The sequence below is a fragment of the Pseudomonas entomophila genome (assembly GCF_013523165.1).
In the GTDB taxonomy this organism is placed as follows: domain Bacteria; phylum Pseudomonadota; class Gammaproteobacteria; order Pseudomonadales; family Pseudomonadaceae; genus Aquipseudomonas; species Aquipseudomonas entomophila_A.
Genome location: NZ_JAAMQI010000023.1, coordinates 23,800 through 47,140, shown reverse-complemented (window position 1 = coordinate 47,140; position 23,341 = coordinate 23,800). Strand labels below are relative to the sequence as shown.

The following is a 23,341-nucleotide window of genomic DNA, read 5'->3' as shown; positions in this document are numbered from 1 at the left end:
TAGTTAATTCCAATCGGCGTTTTCTGACGGGCTTGTCGGATCTTCGTGTAGGCTAAGTTTCACAAAGGGTTACAGACGGCGCCTGCGGATGCGTAGGTAATGTAGTAAGTTACGCCGATGAATATCATGCGAGGCACGGCCGCGTCGTGCGCCGGACCTCAGAGGGTAGCTAATTGAACGACATGGCAAAGAACCTGATCCTGTGGTTGATCATCGCGGCGGTCCTCGTGACGGTGATGAACAACTTCTCCAGCCCGAACGAGCCGCAGACCCTCAACTACTCCGACTTCATCCAGCAAGTGAAGGAAGGCAAGGTCGAGCGCGTGACCGTCGACGGCGCCGTCATCACGGGCAAGCGCACCGATGGCGACAACTTCAAGACCGTTCGCCCGGCCATCGCCGACAACGGCCTGATCGGCGACCTGGTCGACAACCGTGTGGTGGTCGAAGGCAAGCAGCCCGAGCAGCAGAGCATCTGGACCCAGTTGCTGGTGGCCAGCTTCCCGATCCTGGTGATCATCGCGGTCTTCATGTTCTTCATGCGCCAGATGCAGGGCGGCGCTGGCGGCAAGGGTGGCCCGATGAGCTTCGGCAAGAGCAAGGCGCGCCTGCTCTCCGAAGATCAGGTCAAGACCACGTTGGCTGACGTCGCCGGTTGCGACGAGGCCAAGGAAGAAGTGGGCGAGCTGGTGGAGTTCCTGCGCGACCCGGGCAAGTTCCAGCGTCTGGGCGGTCGCATCCCCCGCGGTGTGCTGATGGTCGGCCCGCCCGGTACCGGCAAGACCTTGCTGGCCAAGGCCATCGCCGGTGAGGCGAAAGTGCCGTTCTTCACCATTTCCGGTTCCGACTTCGTCGAGATGTTCGTCGGTGTCGGCGCCAGCCGCGTGCGCGACATGTTCGAGCAGGCCAAGAAGCACGCACCGTGCATCATCTTCATCGACGAGATCGACGCTGTCGGCCGCCACCGTGGCGCCGGCATGGGTGGCGGTCACGACGAGCGCGAGCAGACCCTCAACCAGTTGCTGGTGGAGATGGACGGCTTTGAGATGAACGACGGCATCATCGTCATCGCCGCGACCAACCGCCCCGACGTGCTGGACCCTGCACTGCTGCGTCCCGGTCGCTTCGACCGTCAGGTCGTGGTCGGGCTGCCGGACATCCGTGGCCGCGAGCAGATCCTCAAGGTCCACATGCGCAAGGCGCCGATCGGCGACAACGTCAATGCGGCGGTCATCGCCCGTGGCACCCCCGGCTTCTCCGGTGCCGACCTTGCCAACCTGGTCAACGAGGCCGCCCTGTTCGCTGCCCGTTCCGGCAAGCGCACGATCGAGATGAAGGAATTCGAGCTGGCCAAGGACAAGATCATGATGGGCGCCGAGCGCAAGACCATGGTCATGTCCGAGAAGGAAAAGCAGAACACCGCCTACCACGAAGCCGGCCATGCCATCGTCGGCCGTGTGGTGCCCGAGCACGACCCGGTCTACAAGGTCTCCATCATTCCCCGTGGCCGTGCCCTGGGCGTGACCATGTTCCTGCCCGAGGAAGACCGCTACAGCCTGTCCAAGCGTGCCCTGATCAGCCAGATCTGCTCGCTGTACGGCGGCCGGATCGCCGAGGAAATGACCCTGGGCTTCGACGGTGTCACCACCGGCGCCTCCAACGACATCATGCGGGCCAGCCAGATCGCCCGGAACATGGTCACCAAGTGGGGTCTGTCCGAGAAGCTGGGCCCGCTGATGTACGCCGAGGAAGAAGGCGAAGTGTTCCTGGGTCGTGGTTCGTCGGGTCAGAACACCAGCGTCTCGGGTGAGACCGCCAAGCTGATCGACTCGGAAGTGCGCAGTATCATCGATCACTGCTACGACACAGCTCGCCAGATCCTCACGGAAAACCGCGACAAGCTCGATGCCATGGCCGAAGCGCTGATGAAGTACGAAACCATCGATGCCGACCAGATCGATGACATCATGGCCGGCCGTACCCCGCGCGAGCCGCGTGACTGGGACAACAACGGTGCCGGGCCGTCCGGTACGCCGGCCGCGCCGCAAGGCGACCGTCCCGAGTCCCCGATCGGTGGCCCCGCCGCTCAACACTAAGGGCGCCTATGAGCTCTCAGCAGTACCCCACCCGGTTGCCTTGCGGCAACCGGGTTCTTGATCTGTCCCAGACCCATGTCATGGGCATCCTCAACGTCACCCCTGATTCCTTTTCCGACGGTGGTCAGTTCGCGCGCCGCGACGCTGCGTTGCGCCATGCCGAAGCCATGGTGGCAGCCGGTGCGACGCTGATCGACGTGGGGGGCGAATCCACCCGGCCGGGTGCGCGTGCCGTGTCGGTGACCGAAGAGCTCGAGCGCGTGGCGCCGATGGTCGAAGCCATCGCGGCCCACCTGGACGTGATCGTCTCGGTCGATACCTCCACGCCTGCGGTCATGCGCGAAGCGGCACGCCTGGGCGCCGGCCTGATCAACGACGTGCGTGCGCTCGAGCGCGACGGCGCGCTGGATGCCGCCGCCGCCACCGGGCTGCCCGTGTGCCTGATGCACATGCGCGGCGAGCCCGGCACCATGCAGGACGACCCGCACTACGATGATGTGACCCAGGACGTGGCACGCTACCTTGAGTCGCGCATGGCCGCCTGTGCGGTGGCCGGTATCGACGCCAGCCGCATCGTGCTCGACCCGGGGTTCGGCTTCGCCAAGACCCTGGCCCACAACCTGAGCCTGTTCAAGCACCTCGAGGCGTTGCATCGCCTGGGGCGTCCGCTGCTGGTCGGCGTCTCGCGCAAGAGCATGATCGGCCTGACCCTGGAACGATCGGTCGATGAACGACTCTATGGCAGCCTGGCGTTGGCTGCCTTGGCGATGGCCAAGGGCGCGCGTATCCTTCGTGTCCATGATGTGCACGAGACCGTCGATGTGGTGCGCATGATCGCTGCAGTGCAGAACGCCGAATAAGAGAACCCTGGAGCCTCGTCATGAGCAGAAAATACTTTGGTACCGACGGCATCCGTGGCCGTGTCGGTGAATACCCGATCACCCCCGACTTCATGCTCAAGCTCGGCTGGGCGGCAGGCATGGCCTTCCGCAAGCAGGGCAACTGCCGCGTGCTGGTCGGCAAGGACACGCGCATCTCCGGCTACATGTTCGAGTCGGCCCTCGAGGCCGGGCTTTCCGCGGCCGGCGCGGACGTGATGCTGCTGGGGCCGATGCCCACGCCGGCCATCGCCTACCTGACGCGCACCTTCCACGCCGAAGCCGGCATCGTCATCAGTGCCTCGCACAACCCGCACGACGACAATGGCATCAAGTTCTTCTCGGGCCAGGGCGTCAAGCTGCCCGACGACATCGAGCTGATGATCGAGGAGTTGCTCGACCAGCCGATGACCGTGGTCGAGTCGAGCAAGCTGGGCAAGGTCTCGCGGATCAACGACGCGGCCGGCCGCTACATCGAGTTCTGCAAGAGCAGCGTGCCGAGCAGCACCGATTTCGCCGGGCTCAAGCTGGTGGTCGACTGCGCCCATGGCGCGACCTACAAGGTGGCACCGAGCGTGTTCCGCGAGCTGGGTGCCGATGTCACCGTGCTGCATGCCCAGCCCGATGGGCTGAACATCAACGAAGGCTGTGGCTCGACGCACATCGAATCGCTGCAGGCCGCCGTGCTGGTCGGGCATGCCGACCTGGGCATCGCGTTCGACGGTGACGGCGACCGCGTGCTGATGGTCGACCACACCGGTGCGATCGTCGATGGCGACGAACTGCTGTTCATCATCGCCCGCGACCTGCAGGAGCGCGGCAAGCTGCAAGGCGGCGTGGTCGGGACCTTGATGAGCAACCTCGGGCTGGAGCTGGCCCTGGGCGAGCTGGGCATTCCCTTCGCACGGGCCAAGGTCGGCGACCGTTACGTGATGGCCGAGCTGCAAGAGCGCGACTGGCAGCTCGGCGGCGAGAACTCCGGGCACGTGGTGTGCTGCAACCACACCACCACGGGGGATGCGATCATCGCCGCCCTGCAGGTGCTGATGGCGCTCAAGCGCCGCGGCGAAACGCTGGCCCAGGCCCGCCAGGCACTGCGCAAGTGCCCGCAGGTGCTGATCAACGTGCGCTTCTCCGGCAGCGACGTCGATCCCCTGGAGCACCCGGAGGTCAAGCAGGCCAGCGCCCAGGCGACCGAGGCCATGGCCGGCCGTGGTCGCGTGCTGCTGCGCAAGTCGGGTACCGAGCCGCTGGTGCGGGTGATGGTCGAGGGCGACGACGAAGGTCAGGTCCGCAAGCACGCCGAATCGTTGGCCAGACTGGTCACCGAGGTATGTGCGTGAAAGAGGCATGAAAGAGGCTTGCCAGCGCGGATTCGTTTGGATAAGATCTGCGCCCACTTTGATCGACGAGGTAAAGCATGCGTCGCCCCATGGTAGCTGGTAACTGGAAAATGCACGGTACCCGCGCCAGCGTCGCTGAGCTTGTCTCCGGCCTAAGCAGGCTGGTCCTTCCGGGCAACATCGAAGTGGCGGTATTCCCCCCTGAGCTGTTCATCCATCGCGTTGTCGAAGGTATGAAGGATACGGGGATACGCGTAGGGTCACAGAATTCTGCGGTACAACCTGGGCAAGGCGCGTTGACGGGTGAAATATCACCGGCTCAACTGGTCGATGCAGGTTGCACGCTTGTCCTGATCGGGCATTCCGAGCGACGCCAGTTGATAGGCGAAGATGACGAAGTGCTCAATCGCAAGTTTGCAGCCGCCCAGGAAAGTGGTTTGAAGCCAGTGCTGTGTATTGGGGAAACCCTTGAGGAGCGCGAGGCAGGCCAGACGCTGGAAGTGGTCGGGCGTCAGTTGAGCAGCATCATCGATGCATTGGGTGTGACGGCCTTTGCCAATGCGGTCATTGCCTACGAGCCTGTTTGGGCCATCGGTACAGGGCTGACGGCGACGCCTCAGCAGGCCCAGGATGTGCACGCCGCGATCCGAAGCCAGCTGGCGGCAAAGGATGCCGAGGTAGCCGCCAACGTACAGATCCTGTACGGCGGCAGCGTCAAGGCAGCCAATGCGGTTGAGTTGTTCGGCATGCCGGATATCGATGGGGGGCTCATTGGTGGAGCGTCCCTGAACGCAGACGAATTCGGTGCAATTTGTCGCGCCGCAGGAAACTGAACAAATGCTGGAAACAGTCGTAGTCGTTTTTCATCTGTTGGGTGCCATCGGGGTTATTGCGCTGGTGTTGCTGCAACAGGGTAAAGGTGCGGAAGCCGGTGCCTCGTTTGGTGCAGGTGCTTCGAATACCGTCTTCGGTAGTCAGGGCTCCGCAACGTTCCTGAGTAAGATCACTGCTATACTTGCTGCCTCTTTCTTTTTGACGGCACTTGGGTTAGGATACTTCGCAAAGCAGAAAGCACATGAGCTTTCTCAAGCCGGTCTCCCAGATCCAGCGGTCATGGAAGTCCAGCAGCAACAAAAACCGGTATTGAATGATGATGTACCGGTGCTCCAAGAACAGAAGAGCGCAACAACCCCTCAAGCGGGTGATGTACCTCCTCCGGCTGAAGAGCAGAAGTAACAGGTTTCATGTAGTATTGCCGAGGTGGTGGAATTGGTAGACACGCAACCTTGAGGTGGTTGTGCCCATAGGGTGTAGGGGTTCGAGTCCCCTTCTCGGTACCAATTGAAGCATGAGAGCCCGCTGTTGCGGGCTTTCTTGCAGGTGGAGGTCAGATTGACCCCTTCGCGGGTTCGGTCTTATACTTTCGCTCCAGCGTTGACGCGGGGTGGAGCAGTCTGGTAGCTCGTCGGGCTCATAACCCGAAGGTCGTTGGTTCAAATCCAGCCCCCGCAACCAATGTCAGCGGAGCCCCTTCACAGGGGCTTTTTGTTAGCTGAACAGTCTTAGCGCCGTTGTCCGACGGCGTATCAGGGATGGGCGCTTCGCCCATTTTTTATTTGCACAGCATGCACGAGGGGGTTCAGGTGTCGAGCAAGCTAGAACAGTTGCAGGCCTTGTTGGCCCCGGTTGTCGAGGGTCTGGGCTACCAATGCTGGGGGATCGAATTCATCTCCCAAGGCAAGCATTCGGTCCTGCGTATCTACATCGACAAAGAGGGCGGCATCCTGGTGGACGACTGCGAAGCGGTCAGCCGTCAGGCCAGTGGCGTACTGGATGTAGAAGATCCAATCAGCTCCGAATATACCCTCGAAGTGTCTTCTCCCGGCATGGATCGACCATTGTTCACGCTTGAACAGTTCGCACTGCATGCCGGCGAACAAGTGAAGATCAAACTGCGTACGCCGTTCGAAGGGCGGCGTAACTTCCAAGGCCTTCTCCGCGGTGTGGAGGAGCAGGACGTGGTGGTTCAGGTAGACACCCACGAGTTCCTGTTGCCGATCGATTCGATCGACAAGGCCAATATCATTCCCAGTTTTGACTGAGACGTGCCTGGCCCGGCGGAGATTCCGGGTCTGAAGGCTTGCGCAAGGCGAGGCGTACGATGAGCAAAGAAGTACTGCTGGTTGTTGAATCGGTATCCAACGAAAAGGGCGTTCCGCCCGGCGTCATTTTCGAGGCGCTGGAAGTGGCCCTGGCCACCGCGACCAAGAAGCGTTTTGAAGACGAAGTCGACCTGCGTGTGGAAATCAACCGCCACACCGGTAGCTACGAAACCTTCCGTCGCTGGACCGTGGTCGAGGAAGACGACCTGGACGATCCGGCCATTGAAGTCTGGCCGAGCAAGATTCAGGAGAGTCATCCCGAAGCCAAGGTCGGTGACGTGATCGAAGAAAAGATCGAGTCCATCGAGTTCGGTCGCATCGCCGCCCAGACCGCCAAGCAGGTCATCGTACAGAAGGTCCGTGAGGCCGAGCGTGCGCAGATCGTCGACGCCTACCGCGAGCGCGTCGGTGAAATCATCTCGGGTACGGTCAAGAAAGTCACCCGCGACAACGTCATCGTCGACCTGGGCAACAATGCCGAGGCGCTGCTGGCGCGCGAAGACATCATCGCTCGCGAAACCTTCCGGGTCGGCGTGCGCCTGCGTGCGCTGCTCAAGGAAATCCGTACCGAAAACCGTGGTCCGCAGCTGATCCTGTCGCGTACCGCCCCACAGATGCTGATCGAGCTGTTCCGGATCGAAGTCCCGGAAATCGCCGAGGGTCTGATCGAAGTGATGGCTGCGTCCCGTGATCCGGGTTCGCGCGCCAAGATCGCAGTGCGCTCGAAGGATAAGCGCATCGACCCGCAAGGTGCCTGCATCGGCATGCGTGGCTCGCGCGTCCAGGCCGTTTCCGGCGAACTGGGTGGCGAGCGCGTGGATATCGTCCTCTGGGACGAGAACCCGGCACAATTCGTCATCAACGCCATGTCGCCCGCTGAAGTCGCAGCCATCATCGTCGACGAGGATGCCCATGCCATGGACATCGCCGTGGCCGAGGACAACCTCGCTCAGGCGATCGGTCGTGGCGGTCAGAACGTTCGCCTGGCCAGCCAGCTGAGCGGCTGGACCTTGAACGTGATGACCGAGAAGGACATCCAGGCCAAGCAGCAAGCCGAGACCGGCGACATCCTGCGCAACTTCATCGAAGAGCTGGAAGTCGATGAAGAGTTGGCGCAGGTGTTGGTCGACGAAGGCTTCACCAGCCTGGAAGAAATTGCCTACGTACCGTTGGAAGAAATGCTCAACATCGACGGCTTTGACGAAGACATCGTCAACGAGCTTCGCGCTCGTGCCAAGGATCGTTTGTTGACCAAGGCCATCGCTACCGAGGAAAAACTGGCAGACGCTCACCCGGCCGAAGACTTGCTCTCCCTCGAGGGCATGGACGACGACCTGGCAGCGGAACTGGCGGTGCGCGGCGTGGTTAACCGCGAAGACCTGGCCGAGCAGTCGATTGACGACCTGCTCGACATCGACGGCATCGACCAAGAGCGTGCCGGCAAGTTGATCATGGCCGCCCGAGCCCACTGGTTCGAGTAATTAGGCGCGGCCTGAGGAGAGAAGTGCATGACGCAAGTCACGGTGAAAGAACTGGCCCGAGAGGTCGAAGCACCGGTAGAGCGCCTGCTGCAGCAGATGCGTGAGGCAGGTCTGCCGCACACCGACGCCGGTCAGGTAGTGACCGACAATGAAAAGCAGGTTCTGCTGAACCACCTGAAAAGTGGCCACAAGGCCAAGGCGGAAGAGCCGCGCAAGATCACCTTGCAGCGCAAGACCACCAGCACCCTGCGTGTCGCCGGTAGCAAGAGCATCAGCGTAGAAGTACGCAAGAAGAAAGTATTCGTCCAGCGCAGCCAGGAAGAGATCCAGGCGGAGCAGAAGCGCGAGCTCGAAGAGCGTCGTGCCGCCGAAGAAGCCGCGCGCACCAAGGCCAACGCCGATTCCCGTCAGCGCATCGAGGAGCAATCCCGTCGCGACCCGGCTGCAGCGCCCAAGGCTGCGCCAGCGGCTGCACCGGCACCGGCTCCGGCCGCTGCTGCTGCCCCCGTGGCGAACGCGCCGACGTCCGAAGACGCCGCTGCGCGCGCTGCCGAGCGCAAGAAGGACGACGCCCGTCGTGGCGAGCGTGCCCGTGAGGACGATCGTCGTGGCGAGCGCCGCAACGAAGCGCCGCGCGTGTCGGTGAAGGTCAAGGTCAAAGAGAAAGAGAAGGCTCCGACGCCGCGCGCTGCGCCGCGCACCACCGAAGAAGAGAGCGATGGTTTCCGTCGCGGTCGCGGTGGCAAGGGCAAGCTCAAGAAGCGCAACCAGCACGGCTTCCAGAGCCCGACCGGTCCGATCGTCCGCGACGTCACCCTCGGCGAGACCATCACCGTCTCCGAGCTGGCACAGCAGATGGCGGTCAAGGGCGCTGAAGTCGTCAAGTTCATGTTCAAACTGGGCACGCCCGTCACCATCAACCAGGTGCTGGACCGTGAAACCGCGCAGCTGGTCGCCGAAGAGCTGGGCCACAAGGTCAAGCTGGTCAGCGACACCGCGCTGGAAGACTCCCTGGCCGAATCGCTGAAGTTCGAAGGCGAGACCGAATCGCGTGCACCGGTGGTGACCGTGATGGGTCACGTCGACCACGGCAAGACCTCGCTGCTCGACTACATCCGTCGTGCCAAGGTTGCCGCAGGCGAGGCCGGTGGCATCACCCAGCACATCGGTGCCTACCACGTGGAAACCGACCGCGGCATGGTCACCTTCCTCGATACCCCAGGCCACGCCGCGTTCACCGCGATGCGTGCCCGGGGTGCCAAGGCCACCGACATCGTCATCCTGGTGGTGGCAGCGGACGACGGCGTCATGCCGCAGACCCGCGAAGCCGTCCAGCATGCCAAGGCAGCGGGCGTCCCGCTGGTCGTGGCGGTGAACAAGATCGACAAGCCAGGTGCGGACCTCGACCGTATCCGCAACGAGCTGTCCGTCGAAGGCGTGACGTCCGAGGACTGGGGTGGTGACACGCCGTTCGTGAAGGTCTCGGCGAAGATGGGTACCGGTGTCGACGAACTGCTCGAAGCCGTCCTGCTGCAGGCCGAGATTCTCGAGCTGAGCGCCACGCCGACTGCGCCAGGTCGTGGCGTCGTGGTCGAATCGCGCCTCGACAAGGGCCGCGGTCCGGTGGCGACCATCCTGGTCCAGGACGGTACGCTGCGTCAGGGCGACATGGTCCTGTGCGGCTCCAACTACGGCCGCGTTCGCGCCATGCTCGACGAGAACGGCAAGCCTGTGAAGGAAGCCGGCCCGTCGATCCCGGTCGAGATCCTCGGCCTGGACGGCACGCCGGAAGCCGGTGACGAGCTGTCCGTGGTCGCCGACGAGAAGAAAGCCCGTGAAGTGGCGATGTTCCGTCAAGGCAAGTACCGCGAGGTCAAGCTGGCCCGTGCTCACGCCGGCAAGCTGGAAAACATCTTCGAGACCATGGGTCAGGAAGAGAAGAAGACCCTCAACATCGTGCTCAAGACCGATGTGCGCGGCTCTCTGGAAGCGCTGCAAGGCTCGCTCGGCGGGTTGGGCAACGACGAAGTCCAGGTGCGTGTGGTCGGTGGCGGTGTCGGTGGTATCACCGAGAGCGACGCCAACCTGGCGCTGGCGTCCAACGCGGTGCTGTTCGGCTTCAACGTGCGTGCCGATGCCGGTGCGCGCAAGATCGTCGAGCAGGAAGGTCTGGATATGCGTTACTACAACGTGATCTACGACATCATCGAAGACGTCAAGAAGGCCCTGACCGGCATGCTCGGCAGCGATGTTCGCGAGAACATCCTGGGTGTCGCCGAAGTGCGTGACGTGTTCCGTTCGCCGAAGTTCGGCGCCATCGCTGGCTGCATGGTCATCGAAGGCACCGTCTACCGCAACCGTCCGATCCGCGTACTGCGCGAGGACGTGGTGATCTTCGAAGGCGAGCTGGAATCGCTGCGTCGCTTCAAGGACGACGCTGCCGAAGTCCGTTCGGGCATGGAGTGCGGCATCGGCGTCAAGAGCTACAACGACGTCAAGGTCGGCGACAAGATCGAAGTCTTCGAGAAGGTCCAGGTGGCACGTACGCTCTAAGCGAAGTGCCAGGGAATGCGAGCGGTCATCCTGCGGGGTGGTCCGATCGCGTTCTGAAACAGCGCCCGGTCAGGCATTTGCCTGGTCGGGCGTTTGCCGCTTTAGTGACAGGTAACAACGATGGCAAAAGAATACAGCCGTACCCAACGTATCGGCGATCAGATGCAGCGCGAACTGGCTGACCTGATTCGTCGCGAGGTCAAGGATCCCCGTGTCGGCCTGGTGACCATCACCGCCGTCGACGTCAGCCGTGACCTGGGCCATGCCAAGGTGTTCATCACCGTCATGGGTGCCGACGGTTCCGATACCGTGGCACAGACCCTCAAGGCGCTCAACAGCGCCGCCAGCTTCCTGCGCCTGCACCTGGGCCGCGCGATGAACCTGCGCAGTGTCCCGCAGTTGCACTTCCACTTCGACGAGAGCATCGGCCGGGGTGCCCACCTGTCGGCGCTGATCGAGCGCGCGGTGGCCGAAGACCGTCAGCACCAGGATGCCGACAAGCCGGACGCCGAGGAGTAAGCGGTGGCCCAGGTCAAACGTATCCGCCGCAACGTCAGCGGCATCATCCTGCTCGACAAGCCACTGGGCTTCACGTCCAATGCGGCCTTGCAGAAGGTGCGCTGGTTGCTCAACGCCGAGAAGGCCGGCCACACCGGCAGCCTCGATCCGCTGGCCACCGGCGTGTTGCCGCTGTGCTTTGGTGAAGCGACCAAGTTCTCCCAGTACCTGCTCGATTCCGACAAGGGCTACGAGACGGTCATGCAACTGGGCCAGACCACCAACACCGCCGATGCCGAAGGCGAGGTGCTGCGCACCCGCGAGGTGACCGCCGGTCGGCCCGAGATCGAAGCGGCCCTGCCGCAGTTTCGTGGCCCGATCAGCCAGATCCCGCCGATGTACTCGGCGCTCAAGCGCGATGGCCAGCCGTTGTATAAACTGGCACGTGCAGGAGAGGTAGTGGAGCGCGAGGCGCGTTCTGTTACTATTAACCACCTGGAACTGCTCGACGTCGACGGCACACGTGCCAGACTGTCGGTCGGCTGCAGCAAAGGCACCTACATCCGCACACTGGTCGAGGACATCGGCGAAGTGCTCGGTTGCGGCGCCTACGTCGCCGAGTTGCGGCGTACGCAGGCCGGTCCGTTCGACCTGGCCCGTACGGTGACGCTCGAGGCACTCGAACAGGCCCATGCCGAAGGTGGACACGAAGCGCTCGATCGCTTCCTGCTCCCTGCCGACAGCGGTTTGCTCGACTGGCCGCTGGTGCAGTTGTCGGAGCACAGTGCGTTCTACTGGCTGCACGGTCAGCCCGTGAGGGCACCGGAAGCACCGGCCTTTGGCATGGTGCGCGTACAGGATCACGATGGTCGCTTCATCGGTATCGGTGAAGTGAGCGAAGACGGGCGCATCGCGCCACGTCGCTTGATTCGATCGGAATGATCGAAGCCACAGGCAGCGGCTCAGGCCAACGCCCGTGGATCGAGGATGGCTGTCAATAGGCACGGTCACGCCTCTTACATTAATACAGGGCTCCGTCCCTGGCCTATTGGACCCCGCGTGCGGGATCCGTTTATCAGGAGAAGCCACATGGCCCTCAGCGTCGAAGAAAAAGCTCAGATCGTTGCAGACTATCAGCAAGCCGCCGGCGACACCGGTAGCCCGGAAGTTCAGGTTGCCCTGCTGACCTTCAACATCAACAAGCTTCAAGGCCACTTCAAGGCCAACGAGAAAGACCACCACTCGCGTCGTGGCCTGATCCGCATGGTTAACCAGCGTCGCAAGCTGCTGGACTACCTGAAGGGCAAGGACACCACCCGTTACAGCGCCCTGATCGGTCGCCTGGGCCTGCGTCGCTAATAGCGGCTCGGCCACGTGGTGTACATGGCGTGTTGCGGTCTTGAGCATCGCTGCCTGGCAGCGGTGCACGAGAACAGGTCATGTTCGTCGAAGAGGTTGGCGGTCTGGTCTGGCCGAGCGATGTTTCGCTCGGTTGGCCAGGCTTCCAACCTTTTGTTTTATCTGGACGGTCGACGGGGCCGATTCCCTGCACTGCCCAAGCATTCGCAAGACACCAGTTTCCCCCAGAGCCATTGAAGAAGGTAGAAACCGTGAACCCGGTCATCAAGACATTCCAGTTCGGTCAATCGACCGTTACGCTCGAAACGGGCCGTATCGCCCGCCAGGCCTCCGGCGCCGTGCTGGTCACCGTCGATAACGACGTGACCGTGCTGGTTACCGTGGTCGGTGCCAAGCAGGCCGACCCGAGCAAGAGCTTCTTCCCGCTGTCCGTGCACTACCAGGAAAAGACCTACGCCGCCGGCAAGATCCCAGGTGGTTTCTTCAAGCGTGAAGGCCGTCCTTCCGAGAAAGAGACCCTGACCTCGCGCCTGATCGACCGTCCGATCCGTCCGCTGTTCCCCGAAGGGTTCATGAACGAAGTGCAGGTCGTCTGCACCGTGGTCTCCACCAGCAAGAAGACCGATCCGGACATCGCCGCGATGATCGGTACGTCCGCTGCCCTGGCCATCTCCGGCATTCCGTTCGAAGGCCCGATCGGCGCTGCCCGCGTCGCCTTCCACGAGAGCACCGGCTACCTGCTGAACCCGACCTACGAGCAACTGGCCGCCTCCAGCCTCGACATGGTCGTTGCCGGTACCGAGTCTGCCGTGCTGATGGTCGAATCCGAAGCCAAGGAACTGACCGAAGACCAGATGCTGGGCGCCGTGCTGTTCGCCCACGACGAACTCCAGGCCGTCATCAAGGCCGTCAAGGAGCTGGCTGCCGAAGCCGCCAAGCCAACCTGGGAATGGCAGCCTGCCGCCGCCAACACCGCGCTGCTCGATGCCGTGCGTGGCGAGTTCGGCGCAGCCATCTCCGAGGCCTACACCATTACCCTGAAAGCCGATCGCTACGCCCGTCTGGGCGAGCTGCGCGACCAGGTCGTGGCCCGCTTCACCAACGAAGAGACCGGCCCGAGCGCAGGCGCGGTCAAGGACATCTTCGGCGAGCTGGAATACCGTACCGTCCGCGAGAACATCGTCAACGGCAAGCCGCGTATCGACGGCCGTGACACCCGCACCGTGCGTCCGCTGAACATCGAGGTCGGGGTCCTGCCCAAGACCCACGGTTCGGCCCTGTTCACCCGTGGCGAAACCCAGGCCCTGGTCGTCGCGACCCTGGGTACTGCCCGTGACGCCCAGTTGCTGGACACCCTCGAAGGCGAGAAGCGCGATGCCTTCATGCTGCACTACAACTTCCCGCCGTTCTCGGTCGGTGAGTGCGGTCGCATGGGCGGCGCCGGTCGTCGTGAAATCGGCCACGGCCGTCTGGCCCGTCGTGGCGTTCAGGCCATGCTGCCGAGCGACAGCGAATTCCCGTACACCATCCGTGTGGTGTCGGAAATCACCGAGTCCAACGGCTCCAGCTCCATGGCGTCGGTCTGCGGTGCTTCGCTGGCCCTGATGGATGCGGGCGTACCGATGAAGGCGCCGGTGGCCGGCATCGCCATGGGCCTGGTCAAGGAAGGCGACAAGTTCGCGGTCCTGACCGACATCCTGGGTGACGAAGACCACCTGGGCGACATGGACTTCAAGGTCGCCGGTACCGCCAAGGGCGTCACCGCGCTGCAGATGGACATCAAGATCAACGGCATCACCGAAGAGATCATGGAGATCGCCCTGGGCCAGGCCTTGGAAGCGCGCCTGAACATCCTCGGCCAGATGAACCAGATCATCGCCCAGTCGCGTACCGAGCTGTCGGCCAACGCACCGACCATGATCGCGATGAAGATCGACACCGACAAGATCCGTGACGTCATCGGCAAGGGCGGCGCGACCATCCGCGCCATCTGTGAAGAGACCAAGGCGTCGATCGATATCGAAGACGACGGCTCGATCAAGATCTTCGGCGAAAGCAAGGAAGCGGCCGAGGCCGCGCGTCAGCGCGTGCTGAGCATCACCGCCGAAGCCGAGATCGGCAAGATCTACGTCGGCAAGGTCGAGCGCATCGTCGACTTCGGCGCCTTCGTCAACATCCTGCCGGGCAAGGACGGTCTGGTGCACATCTCCATGCTCAGCAACGAGCGCGTGGAGAAGGTCACCGACATCCTCAAGGAAGGTCAGGAAGTCGAAGTGCTGGTACTGGACGTGGACAACCGCGGCCGTATCAAGCTGTCGATCAAGGACGTCGCAGCTGCCAAGGCATCGGGCGTCTAAGCACGACACCGCTTCAGAAAAGGGCCCTTCGGGGCCCTTTTTCATGTCGGAGGGTGCACGGGCTTGCGGCGAGCTTGCATCTTGCCTGCAAAAAAACGCCGCAGTATGCATTTTGCACGACGTTATAAGGCTGTCCTTTATTTAACCTATTGATTCATAAGAAGTTTATTGTCGATTGAACCTGGCATCGCTTGTGCACTCTGATAAGTACTGAAGCCGTAAAGACTGGCTCAGCCCTATCGAAGACCAGGAGTGTTCCGTATGAAGAAGTTCGCCATTGCTGCCGCTACTGCTACCGCTCTGACGCTGACCATGGCCAACGCCGCTTTCGCTCAGCAGTCTGCACAGGCACCTATGACGCTGGCGGCCAACACGACTACCCAAGAAGTCAAACAAGACACCTCTGACACCTGGATCACCACCAAGGTCAAAGCTGACCTGCTGACCGAGAAAGGCATTCCAGGCAGCGACATCAAAGTCGAAACCAACAAAGGCGTGGTTTCCCTGTCCTCCGACGTGAAAGTCAGCGAGTCGCAGAAAGAAGTCGCCGTCTCGATCGCCAAGAAGATCAAAGGCGTCCAAGCCGTTTCGGCTGACGGCCTGAAAGCCGAATAAGCGCCCAGCGAGTGGCCAGACGGATCTGGCCAACGTTGATCAAGACCCCCGGCAGCGATGCCGGGGGTTTTTCGTTTGCGCTGTCACTCGGCGTCGAGGTGCAGCGGCGTGACGATCCGGCCATCGGGGCGTGCACTGCCCAGGGTCGTGTCGATGAAATACACGCGTTCGTCCCCGACCTTGCCATGCCCGACCAGGTAATCCTTGATGCTGCTTGCGCGGTCCTGCCCGAGCAGCCTCAGCAAGGTCGTGCTCTGCGTCCACGACGCGAGGAGGGCATCGCGCAACCTGGCCGCACGTTGCGCGGGAGCGAGGCGCTCCCATTCGGCAGGCGGCGGCTGCTTGAGGCGGGTGCGATAGATGCCCTCGAGCAGGGCAGGCTTGTCTTCGTCGCTGACCTGCAGCTGGGAGGCATCCGCGGGCACCTTGTCGCCGCGCCGCTGGAGAACCTTGTACCACGCGTTCTGGTACTCGCGCTCCAGGCGCTGCTGGGCGATCAGCGGGCCGTCGCTGGCCTGTGCGCTGGTGCCTTCGATTTCCAGGCGCAGCGTGGGCCGTTTGGCCAGGGCCTGGGCGAGGGTGTCCAGGGCAGCCCGTGCCGCATCGTCCAGGTCGCTCGACCCTGGCGTGAAGCTCACCGTGCTCAAGTCCTCGGCATCGCCGCCGGCGACCAGGCCACCGATGAAGCGGAACGGTGATTGAACGGCGCGCAGGGCCAGGTTGCGCAGGGTCTGCCAGACGATCGGCATGACCTGGAACTGTGGGTTGCGCAGGTCGCCCGAGACCGGCAAGGACAACGAGATGGTGCCCTTGCTGTCCTTGAGCAACGCCACCGCCAGGCGGATCGGCAGGTCGAGCGCATCGGGGCTGTCGACCCGCTCGCCCAATTGCAGTTGTTCGACGACCACTTCGTTCTCGGCCACGAGCCGACCCTGGGTGATCACGTAGTGCAGGTCCAGGTTGAGCCGGCCTTTGCGGATACGGTAACCGGCGAACTTGCCGGCATACGGCGTCAGGGTGGTCAGCTCGACGCGTCTGAAGCCGGCGGCGATGTCCAGGCTGGCCATGGGGTCGAACGGGTTGAGCTTGCCGTTGATGGCCACCGGCGCGTAGCGGTCGACCTTGCCCTCGATGTCGATCCTGGCCGGCTCGGCGCGGCGGTTGTCGATCGTGCCGATGGTGCCGTGAAGCTGCTGCACGGCCGTGGCGAAGAACGGCGTGAGGGTGAAGTCGGCGAAGTTCGCCGCACCGTCCTTGATCAGCGTCCGGCCGATATGAATGCCCAGGGCTGGTTCGGACGGCGCGCTGGCACGCGCCTGCTGACGCTGGGCCTTTTCGGACGGCGTCTCGATGAGCAGGTCATCGATGTTGGTGCTGCGGTCTTCGTTGATCATGAAGCGCGCATAGGGCTGGTCCAGTGTTGCCGTGTCGATCGTCAACGCATCGCCATGCACGTACGACAACCCCTGGAGGGTCAGGCGCTGCCATTTCAGCAGGTCGCGGTCCTTGAGGGTGTCGAGGGTGTGCAGCTGGTTCACCTGGGCCTTGCCGGTCACGGTGAACGCCAGGGGCTCCACGCGCTCGAGATTCACCTTCAGGTCGCTGTCGAGCCTGCCACTGCGCAGTTCGAGGCGGATGTGCGGCGTGATGTAGGCCTGGGCGATGCGCAGGTCGAGGTCGCGGGTGACCACGTCGAGCTGGGCGCTGACCGGCGCGAGATTGACCTGTCCTTTTGCCTGAAGCCGACCCTCTTTGCCCACGCCCGTGTCGAGCATGAGGGTGAAGGGGGTCTTGTTCAGGCTGTCGAAGCGCTTCACGTCCAGGTTCAGCGGACCGACGTCCAACAGGACGGGCTCTGCCGGACGACGGTCCGCGAGATGCAACTGATACCCTCGCAGGCGGGCATCATTGACCCGTATCTGCCAGGGGGTGCTGCCGGTCTTTGACGACCGCCGTGTCGCCTTGCCGCTGGCGGGGCGGGCGGTGCGAGCCGACGTGTCTGCGGGCGGCGCCAGCAGCGCCTGCCAGTCGAGTCGACCATCCGTTTCGAGCGCGACCCAGGTCTCCAGGTTGTCGCTGCGCAACGTGCCGATGTCGACCGTCTGCCGTACCAGGTCGACCGACGCATCGCGGGCGCGCAGGTTGGCGACGCGCAGCAGTTTCGAGCCGTCGCGGGTCTTGAGGGCGAAGGGCGCGATGGTCAGCGAGGTGTTGTCCAGCACCAGTTCGGTCGTTCGAGTCAGGTCCAGGCGGTACCGGGTCTCGAGGCTGAAGCGTCCGTCTTCCAGTACCAGGGGCACTTGGTCGCGGACGTACGGCCACCAGAGCTTCATCTGGCCATCGGTGATCTTCAACGTGCCCTGGGAGCGAAACGGCAGCAGGCCGAACGTGCCGGTCCAGTCGATCTGTCCACCGTCGGGCCCCTTGGCTAACAGGGTCATTTCGGCGTCGTCGCCCGGTAGCGTGCTCAGGTGCTTCAACTCGAGGTTCAGCGAGTCGTACAGCAGCACGATCGGCTCGCTCGGGCGAGCGTCACGGACACGCAGGTAGCCGTCATTGATTCGTACGCGGTCGATGCGCACAAGCAATGGTCTGGCCGCAGGTTCGTCCGCCGCTGCCGAGGGCGTGGGTAACGTGAACAGCTGGGCAAGGTTGAGCGTGCCGTCCTTGGCGAACGCCACCTGGGTACGCGGCCTGTCCAGCTCGACTTCCGTCAGGTGCAGGACCCCGCGCCAGGCGCTGTCCAGCCGCAGGTGCCCGTACAGCCGCTCGAACCCCAGGGTCGGCTCGCCTGGCGCGCCGATCCTCAGGCCCCACAGCGTCAGCTCGAGGCTGAAAGGGTTGAATTCCAGGCGTTGCAGCTCGGCCGGTGCGGTCGTGTACTGCTGCAGCTGCTGATTGGCAAGGCGCAGGGCAATGCCCGGCACAATGAAGAAACCGATCAGGCCGTACAGGGCCACGAGGGCCACCAAGGCCGCAGCAACGCGGCTCACTCCTTTGATCATGTCAGCGGTCGTCTGTCGCGAGCGGGGAGGGTTGGAGTCTGGCAGGGCGCTTGGGTTCCGGGCGCCCCTGGGCCGGCACCCGTCAGGTGATGCCCATGCGTCGTCGTGCCCGATACAGCGAACTGTCGCGCACGGCCCAGCGCAGTACCGGGGCGATGCCATGCACGCCCGCACGCGTGAAGCGACGCTCGAGCGGGCCGAGCTGCAGACCGAGCAGGCGCTGGCCCCATTCTGGCACCAGGTCGATGCCGGCCTTGAGCATCAGCTTGCCGACCGGCACTGCCAGGCGGCTCGGTGCGGGGGCGTCGAGCAGCACCTGCACCACCTCAAGGCTGTGGGCGTCGCAGCGCAATTGCGGCCGGACCGCCTCCAGGTACGCAGCGATCTCAGCCCGGTTGCGCGGCACGCCGCGTGCACCCAGACGCTCGGCCGTCAGGGCGACCTCATCGTAATAGCGGTCCTGGTCGGCAAGCGTCATGTGTGGATCGTGGTAGCGCAGGTGCGCGGCCAGGAAGCTGCTGACCTCGGCCACATGCACCCAGGTCAGCAGGTCCGGGTCGCTGGCGGCATAGGGCCTGCCATCAGGCGCGACCCCCACGACGTGCAGGTGCACCTTGCGGACTTTCTCGATCAGCCACTCGGTGTCCCGGGTCGAGCCGAACGTGGTGCCGGCCACGAATTGCCCGGTACGCCGCAGCCGCCCGATCAAGTCCTTGCGGAAATTGGAGTGATCCCAGACCCCGGCCAGGGCCAGAGGGTGCAGCAACTGCAGCAGCAGCGCGCCGATGCCGCCGATCAGCATGCTGGTGAAGTCGCCGTGCACGCGCCAGCACACGCTCTGCGGGCCGAACAGGCCTGGGTCGCCCTTGGGGTTTTCCAGGTCGAGCTGGCCGAGGGCCAGGCCGGTCATGCTGAGCACTTGGGTTTCGATACGTCGACGGATGGCTTCCATGGCGACCTGCAGCTAGGCCTTTCGAAGCGATCGGCCGTGGGTGAGGGGACGGCTGTACCGTGTTCGAGCGGCTCGCGGGTCGGCCTGGCTGGAGGCCGACCCGCGAGCGACGGGCGGGGTGCGATCAGCCGCGGTGACGGCCGCGGAAGTAGTTGATCAGACCTTGGGTCGAACCGTCATCGGCGGCGTGCGCTTCGCTGCCGACCAGGCGTTGGTAGACGCCCTTGCCCAGTTCCTTGCCCAGTTCCACGCCCCACTGGTCGAAGGCGTTGATCCCCCAGATGACGCTCTGCACGAACACCTTGTGCTCGTACATGGCCACCAAGGCGCCCAGGCGACGCGGGCTGATGCGCTCGACCACCAGGGTGTTGCTCGGCCGGTTGCCCGGGATGACCTTGTGCGGCGCGACACGCTGGACTTCCGCTTCGGGCAGGCCTTTTTCCCGCAGTTCGGCTTCGGCCTCCTCGCGCGTCTTGCCCAGCATCAGCGCCTGGCTCTGGGACAGGCAGTTGGCGTACAGCCACTGATGGTGGTCGGCGACCGGGTTGAAGCTCACCACCGGCACGATGAAGTCGGCCGGGATCAGCTGGGTGCCCTGGTGCAGCAGCTGGTGGTAGGCATGCTGGCCGTTGCAGCCCACGCCGCCCCAGATCACCGGCCCGGTATCGATCTTCACCGGGGTGCCGTCCTGCAGCACGCTCTTGCCATTGGACTCCATGTCCAGCTGCTGCAAGTGCTTGGTGATGTTGCGCAGGTAGTGGTCGTACGGCAGGATCGCGTGGCTCTGCGCGCCCCAGAAGTTGCCGTACCAGACGCCCAGTAGGCCCAGCAGGACCGGCATGTTCTGCTCGAACGGCGCGTTCTGGAAGTGCTGGTCCATGGTGTAGGCGCCCGACAGCAGCTCCTTGAAGTTGGCGGTGCCGATGGCCAGGGCGATCGGCAGGCCGATGGCCGACCACAGCGAGTAACGACCCCCTACCCAGTCCCACATGGGGAAGATGTTCTCTTCACGGATGCCGAAGGCCACGGCAGCGGTCTTGTTGCTCGAGACCGCGATGAAGTGGCGGTACAGCTCGGCTTCCGAGCCGCCCTGCGCCAGGTACCAGGCCCGGGCTGCGGTGGCGTTTTTCAGCGTCTCGAGGGTGTTGAAGGATTTCGACGAGACGATGAACAGCGTGGTCTCGGCACGCAGGCGGGCCGAGAGCTCGTGGAACTCGCTGCCATCGATGTTGGCCAGGTAGTGGCAGCGGACGCCGCGCTGGGCGTAGGGCGTCAGCGCCTCGGACACCAGTTCCGGGCCCAGGAAGGAGCCGCCGATGCCGATGTTCACCACGTCGGTGATCGGCTTTTCGCTGTAGCCGCGCCACAGGCCGTCGTGGATGCGCCCGACCAGTTCGGTGATCTGGTTGAGCACCTTGTGCACGTCCGGCATCACGTCGGTGCCGTTGACCTCCAGCTTGTCGCCGATCGGGCGACGCAGCGCGGTGTGCAGGACCGGACGGCCTTCGGAGGCGTTGATGATCTCGCCGGAGAACATCGAGGCGATCGCGTCCTTGAGCCCCACGTCCTGGGCCAGCTTCACCAGCAGGTCACGGGTTTCTTCGTTGATCAGGTTCTTCGAGTAGTCGAGAAACAAACCACAGCTGCTGAGGGAGAAATGCTCGAAACGCTGGGCGTCCTGGGCGAATGCCTCGCGCATGCTGAATCCTTGCATGGCGTCGCGGTGCCGCTGGAGCGCATGCCAGGCAGGCAGCGCCGTCACATCATGTGGGGTACGGTAATACGCCATTGCGAATGGTTCCCTAGGTGCGTTGACTTGCCTTGGACACTGGCCGACGCGGCCAGTTGCAGGCATGCGAGCATTATAGACACACGTCAGGAACGGATGGACAGGGCGCCGAGTGGGCGAAAGGGCAGGGGGTCAGGCCTTTCAATGTCTTTGCCTGACATGATGTGGACCACATCGCTGATCTGGCAGGGCGGCTCATCTTCTCTGTGGGAGCGGGCTTGCCCGCGATGCAAGCGGTGACGGGCCGGACGCTATCGCGGGCAAGCCCGCTCCCACAGGAGGACTGCGCTTGCCTGTATCAGGCCGGTGAACTTGTGGGTGAAGACCTGGGGCAGGGGTGATCGAGGGCAGCGCTGCGAAGACGAGTCGGCTTCACGGCGGTCAGGCAGGGGGCCGTCGTCGGCAGAGGACGGCCAGCTGTCGTCAGGCGTCAGGCGTCGGGCGACGAGCGCTGGAGCTTGACGTGCACGTTGTCGATCAGCCGCGTGGTGCCCAGGTAGGCTGCGGCGATGATGACCACGTCGTCGTCCTCGGCCTTGGCCGGCTGCAGGGTGGTCGCGTGGCGGATCTCCAGGTAGTCCGGCCGCAATCCGGCCGACAGCAGCCTGGTCTGGCTTTCGACGATCCGCTGGGCGTAATCGCGCTCGCCCCGGCGCAGCGCCTCGGCGATATCGCTCAGGACCTGGTACAGCACCGGCGCGACGGCGCGTTGCGCCTCGTCGAGGTAACCGTTGCGCGAGGACAGGGCCAGCCCATCGGCCGCGCGCACGGTCGGCTCGCCGATGATCTGCACGGGCAGGTTCAGGTCACGCACCATGGCGCGGATCACCGCCAGCTGCTGGAAGTCCTTTTCGCCGAACACGGCCAGGTCCGGTTGGACCATGTTGAACAGCTTGCTGACCACCGTCGCCACGCCTTCGAAATGCCCGGGACGACTGGCGCCACACAGGCCTTCGGACAGATAGGGGACGCTGACGCGGGTCTGCACGGCCATGCCGTCGGGGTACATGTCCTCGACTCCAGGTGCGAACAACAGGTTGCAGCCGGCATCGAACAGCTTCTCCTGGTCGGCCGCCAGGGTACGGGGATAATTGCCCAGGTCCTCGTTGGCGCCGAACTGCAGCGGGTTGACGAAAATGCTGGCGACCACGAAATCGGCACGCTGCGCGGCCTTGGTCACCAGAGCCACATGGCCGCTGTGCAGGTTGCCCATGGTCGGCACGAAGCCGATCCGCTTGCCTTCGCCACGCGCGCGGGCGACGGCGGCGCGCAGTTCTCGGACGGTCTTGACGGTATTCATGCGCTGAACCCATGTTCGCTGGCAGGGAAGGTCACGTGCTTGACGGCGTCGACATAGGCGGCCAGGGCACTGGGGATGTCCGGCTGGCCAGCCATGAAGTTCTTCACGAACCGTGGCGAGCGGCCGCTCAGCGACAGGCCGAGCATGTCGTGCAGGACCAGGACCTGGCCGTCGGTGGCGCTGCCGGCACCGATGCCGATCACCGGCACACTGGCCGCCTGGCTGATCTGCGCGGCCAGTTCGCTGGGCACGCATTCGAGCAGCAGCATGGCCGCCCCTGCGCGTTCCAGGGCCAGGGCGTCCTCGCGCAGCTGCTGCGCCTGGCTTTCCTGACGGCCCTGCACCTTGTAGCCACCCATCACGTTCACCGTCTGCGGGGTCAGGCCCAGGTGCGCGCACACCGGCACGCCACGTTCGCCCAGGCGCGTGATGGTCTCGGCCAACCAGGCCGCGCCCTCGATCTTGATCATGTGCGCGCCCGCCTGCATCAGCGTGGCACTGTTGGCGAAGGCCTGCTCGGGCGTGGCATGGGCCATGAAGGGCAGGTCGGCCAGGATCAGCGAACGGGGGGCGGCGCGTTTGACGCAGGCGGTGTGGTAGGCCATGTCGGCGACACTGACGGGCAAGGTGCTGTCATGCCCTTGCAGGACCATGCCCAGTGAGTCACCGATCAGCAGGACATCCACACCCGCATCGCTGGCGGCCTTGGCGAAGGTCGCGTCATAGCAGGTGAGCATGGTGATCTTTTCCCCCCTGGCCTTCAGGCCATGCAGGGTGGTCAGGGTGACGTCAGGCATGTGGCTTCCTCAGTGGCCGGGGCACGGCAGACCGGTTCGCTCCGGCTGCCGTGACGTCGGCACATCATCGTACGTGATGTTCATGGTCTACGGCCGGGACCGCAGGGGCCACGGGCCGCCTATAGTCGTGAGCGAGACAGGGGAAGTCAATGCTCC

General features: G+C 63.8%; 18 protein-coding genes and 2 tRNA genes. 15 read left to right on the top strand and 5 right to left on the bottom strand.

What is annotated here, in order from left to right; translation table 11 throughout:
* Nucleotides 1-182: 182 nt before the first annotated feature.
* The 15 genes from ftsH to G7Z99_RS16460 all read left to right on the top strand — a co-directional run bounded on the left by ftsH (nucleotide 183) and on the right by G7Z99_RS16460 (nucleotide 15,342).
* Nucleotides 183-2,096 (top strand): ATP-dependent zinc metalloprotease FtsH, encoded by a 1,914-nt coding sequence (ftsH, locus tag G7Z99_RS16530; protein ID WP_181095669.1) that lies wholly within the window; start codon nucleotides 183-185, stop codon nucleotides 2,094-2,096.
* Between the two features lie 8 nt (nucleotides 2,097-2,104).
* Nucleotides 2,105-2,956, top strand: a complete 852-nt coding sequence (gene folP, locus G7Z99_RS16525; protein WP_181095667.1) for a dihydropteroate synthase — start codon at nucleotides 2,105-2,107, stop codon at nucleotides 2,954-2,956.
* A gap of 20 nt (nucleotides 2,957-2,976) precedes the next feature.
* The gene (gene glmM / locus G7Z99_RS16520; protein ID WP_181095665.1) at nucleotides 2,977-4,317 is read left to right on the top strand and encodes a phosphoglucosamine mutase; all 1,341 of its coding nucleotides are present in this window, start codon (nucleotides 2,977-2,979) and stop codon (nucleotides 4,315-4,317) included.
* Nucleotides 4,318-4,394: 77 nt separating this feature from the next.
* Nucleotides 4,395-5,150, top strand: coding sequence for a triose-phosphate isomerase (gene tpiA, locus G7Z99_RS16515; protein WP_181095663.1), 756 nt, complete (start codon nucleotides 4,395-4,397; stop codon nucleotides 5,148-5,150).
* 4 nt (nucleotides 5,151-5,154) lie between these two features.
* A complete protein-coding gene (secG, locus tag G7Z99_RS16510; protein ID WP_181095661.1) occupies nucleotides 5,155-5,553 on the top strand; it encodes a preprotein translocase subunit SecG in 399 nt (132 codons plus the stop codon).
* Nucleotides 5,554-5,571: 18 nt separating this feature from the next.
* Nucleotides 5,572-5,657, top strand: a tRNA-Leu gene (locus tag G7Z99_RS16505).
* A gap of 98 nt (nucleotides 5,658-5,755) precedes the next feature.
* Nucleotides 5,756-5,832: transfer RNA gene (locus G7Z99_RS16500), tRNA-Met, on the top strand.
* A gap of 128 nt (nucleotides 5,833-5,960) precedes the next feature.
* The gene (gene rimP / locus G7Z99_RS16495; RefSeq protein ID WP_060392482.1) at nucleotides 5,961-6,419 is read left to right on the top strand and encodes a ribosome maturation factor RimP; all 459 of its coding nucleotides are present in this window, start codon (nucleotides 5,961-5,963) and stop codon (nucleotides 6,417-6,419) included.
* Between the two features lie 59 nt (nucleotides 6,420-6,478).
* Entirely contained in the window at nucleotides 6,479-7,960 is a 1,482-nt protein-coding gene (gene nusA / locus G7Z99_RS16490) for a transcription termination factor NusA (RefSeq protein WP_181095659.1), read from the top strand.
* A 27-nt stretch (nucleotides 7,961-7,987) separates the two neighbouring features.
* Nucleotides 7,988-10,513 (top strand): translation initiation factor IF-2, encoded by a 2,526-nt coding sequence (infB, locus tag G7Z99_RS16485; protein WP_181095657.1) that lies wholly within the window; start codon nucleotides 7,988-7,990, stop codon nucleotides 10,511-10,513.
* A 120-nt stretch (nucleotides 10,514-10,633) separates the two neighbouring features.
* Complete coding sequence (gene rbfA / locus G7Z99_RS16480) at nucleotides 10,634-11,032, top strand: 30S ribosome-binding factor RbfA (protein WP_181095655.1); 399 nt, start codon at nucleotides 10,634-10,636, stop codon at nucleotides 11,030-11,032.
* Nucleotides 11,033-11,035: 3 nt separating this feature from the next.
* Nucleotides 11,036-11,953 carry a tRNA pseudouridine(55) synthase TruB gene (gene truB, locus G7Z99_RS16475; protein WP_181095653.1) on the top strand — a complete coding sequence of 306 codons (918 nt, stop codon included), beginning with the start codon at nucleotides 11,036-11,038 and terminating at the stop codon, nucleotides 11,951-11,953.
* 147 nt (nucleotides 11,954-12,100) lie between these two features.
* Nucleotides 12,101-12,370 (top strand): 30S ribosomal protein S15, encoded by a 270-nt coding sequence (rpsO, locus tag G7Z99_RS16470; protein WP_023629335.1) that lies wholly within the window; start codon nucleotides 12,101-12,103, stop codon nucleotides 12,368-12,370.
* A gap of 251 nt (nucleotides 12,371-12,621) precedes the next feature.
* A complete protein-coding gene (gene pnp / locus G7Z99_RS16465; protein ID WP_181095651.1) occupies nucleotides 12,622-14,727 on the top strand; it encodes a polyribonucleotide nucleotidyltransferase in 2,106 nt (701 codons plus the stop codon).
* Between the two features lie 261 nt (nucleotides 14,728-14,988).
* Complete coding sequence (locus tag G7Z99_RS16460) at nucleotides 14,989-15,342, top strand: BON domain-containing protein (RefSeq protein WP_060392487.1); 354 nt, start codon at nucleotides 14,989-14,991, stop codon at nucleotides 15,340-15,342.
* Between the two features lie 83 nt (nucleotides 15,343-15,425).
* Here G7Z99_RS16460 and G7Z99_RS16455 read toward each other — a convergent pair whose 3' ends face one another.
* From G7Z99_RS16455 to panB, 5 genes are all read right to left on the bottom strand, one after another.
* Nucleotides 15,426-18,347: a DUF748 domain-containing protein gene (locus tag G7Z99_RS16455; protein WP_181095649.1), complete on the bottom strand. Its 2,922-nt coding sequence runs from the start codon at nucleotides 18,345-18,347 to the stop codon at nucleotides 15,426-15,428.
* A gap of 82 nt (nucleotides 18,348-18,429) precedes the next feature.
* Nucleotides 18,430-19,299 (bottom strand): oxygenase MpaB family protein, encoded by an 870-nt coding sequence (locus G7Z99_RS16450; protein WP_181095647.1) that lies wholly within the window; start codon nucleotides 19,297-19,299, stop codon nucleotides 18,430-18,432.
* Nucleotides 19,300-19,423: 124 nt separating this feature from the next.
* Complete coding sequence (gene pgi / locus G7Z99_RS16445) at nucleotides 19,424-21,088, bottom strand: glucose-6-phosphate isomerase (protein ID WP_181095645.1); 1,665 nt, start codon at nucleotides 21,086-21,088, stop codon at nucleotides 19,424-19,426.
* Nucleotides 21,089-21,518: 430 nt separating this feature from the next.
* Entirely contained in the window at nucleotides 21,519-22,388 is an 870-nt protein-coding gene (panC, locus tag G7Z99_RS16440) for a pantoate--beta-alanine ligase (RefSeq protein ID WP_181095642.1), read from the bottom strand.
* Nucleotides 22,385-23,185, bottom strand: coding sequence for a 3-methyl-2-oxobutanoate hydroxymethyltransferase (panB, locus tag G7Z99_RS16435; protein ID WP_181095640.1), 801 nt, complete (start codon nucleotides 23,183-23,185; stop codon nucleotides 22,385-22,387). The genes panC and panB overlap by 4 nt, the downstream gene beginning before the upstream one ends.
* Nucleotides 23,186-23,341 lie beyond the last annotated feature (156 nt).

Bases quoted from the DNA above. Each gene is read 5' to 3' on its own strand.
- ftsH (WP_181095669.1), top strand. From the start codon at position 183: ATGGCAAAGAACCTGATCCTGTGGTTGATCATCGCGGCGGTCCTCGTG.
- folP (WP_181095667.1), top strand. From the start codon at position 2,105: ATGAGCTCTCAGCAGTACCCCACCCGGTTGCCTTGCGGCAACCGGGTT.
- glmM (WP_181095665.1), top strand. From the start codon at position 2,977: ATGAGCAGAAAATACTTTGGTACCGACGGCATCCGTGGCCGTGTCGGT.
- tpiA (WP_181095663.1), top strand. From the start codon at position 4,395: ATGCGTCGCCCCATGGTAGCTGGTAACTGGAAAATGCACGGTACCCGC.
- secG (WP_181095661.1), top strand. From the start codon at position 5,155: ATGCTGGAAACAGTCGTAGTCGTTTTTCATCTGTTGGGTGCCATCGGG.
- nusA (WP_181095659.1), top strand. From the start codon at position 6,479: ATGAGCAAAGAAGTACTGCTGGTTGTTGAATCGGTATCCAACGAAAAG.
- infB (WP_181095657.1), top strand. From the start codon at position 7,988: ATGACGCAAGTCACGGTGAAAGAACTGGCCCGAGAGGTCGAAGCACCG.
- rbfA (WP_181095655.1), top strand. From the start codon at position 10,634: ATGGCAAAAGAATACAGCCGTACCCAACGTATCGGCGATCAGATGCAG.
- rpsO (WP_023629335.1), top strand. From the start codon at position 12,101: ATGGCCCTCAGCGTCGAAGAAAAAGCTCAGATCGTTGCAGACTATCAG.
- G7Z99_RS16460 (WP_060392487.1), top strand. From the start codon at position 14,989: ATGAAGAAGTTCGCCATTGCTGCCGCTACTGCTACCGCTCTGACGCTG.
- G7Z99_RS16455 (WP_181095649.1), bottom strand. From the start codon at position 18,347: ATGATCAAAGGAGTGAGCCGCGTTGCTGCGGCCTTGGTGGCCCTCGTG.
- G7Z99_RS16450 (WP_181095647.1), bottom strand. From the start codon at position 19,299: ATGGAAGCCATCCGTCGACGTATCGAAACCCAAGTGCTCAGCATGACC.
- pgi (WP_181095645.1), bottom strand. From the start codon at position 21,088: ATGGCGTATTACCGTACCCCACATGATGTGACGGCGCTGCCTGCCTGG.
- panC (WP_181095642.1), bottom strand. From the start codon at position 22,388: ATGAATACCGTCAAGACCGTCCGAGAACTGCGCGCCGCCGTCGCCCGC.
- panB (WP_181095640.1), bottom strand. From the start codon at position 23,185: ATGCCTGACGTCACCCTGACCACCCTGCATGGCCTGAAGGCCAGGGGG.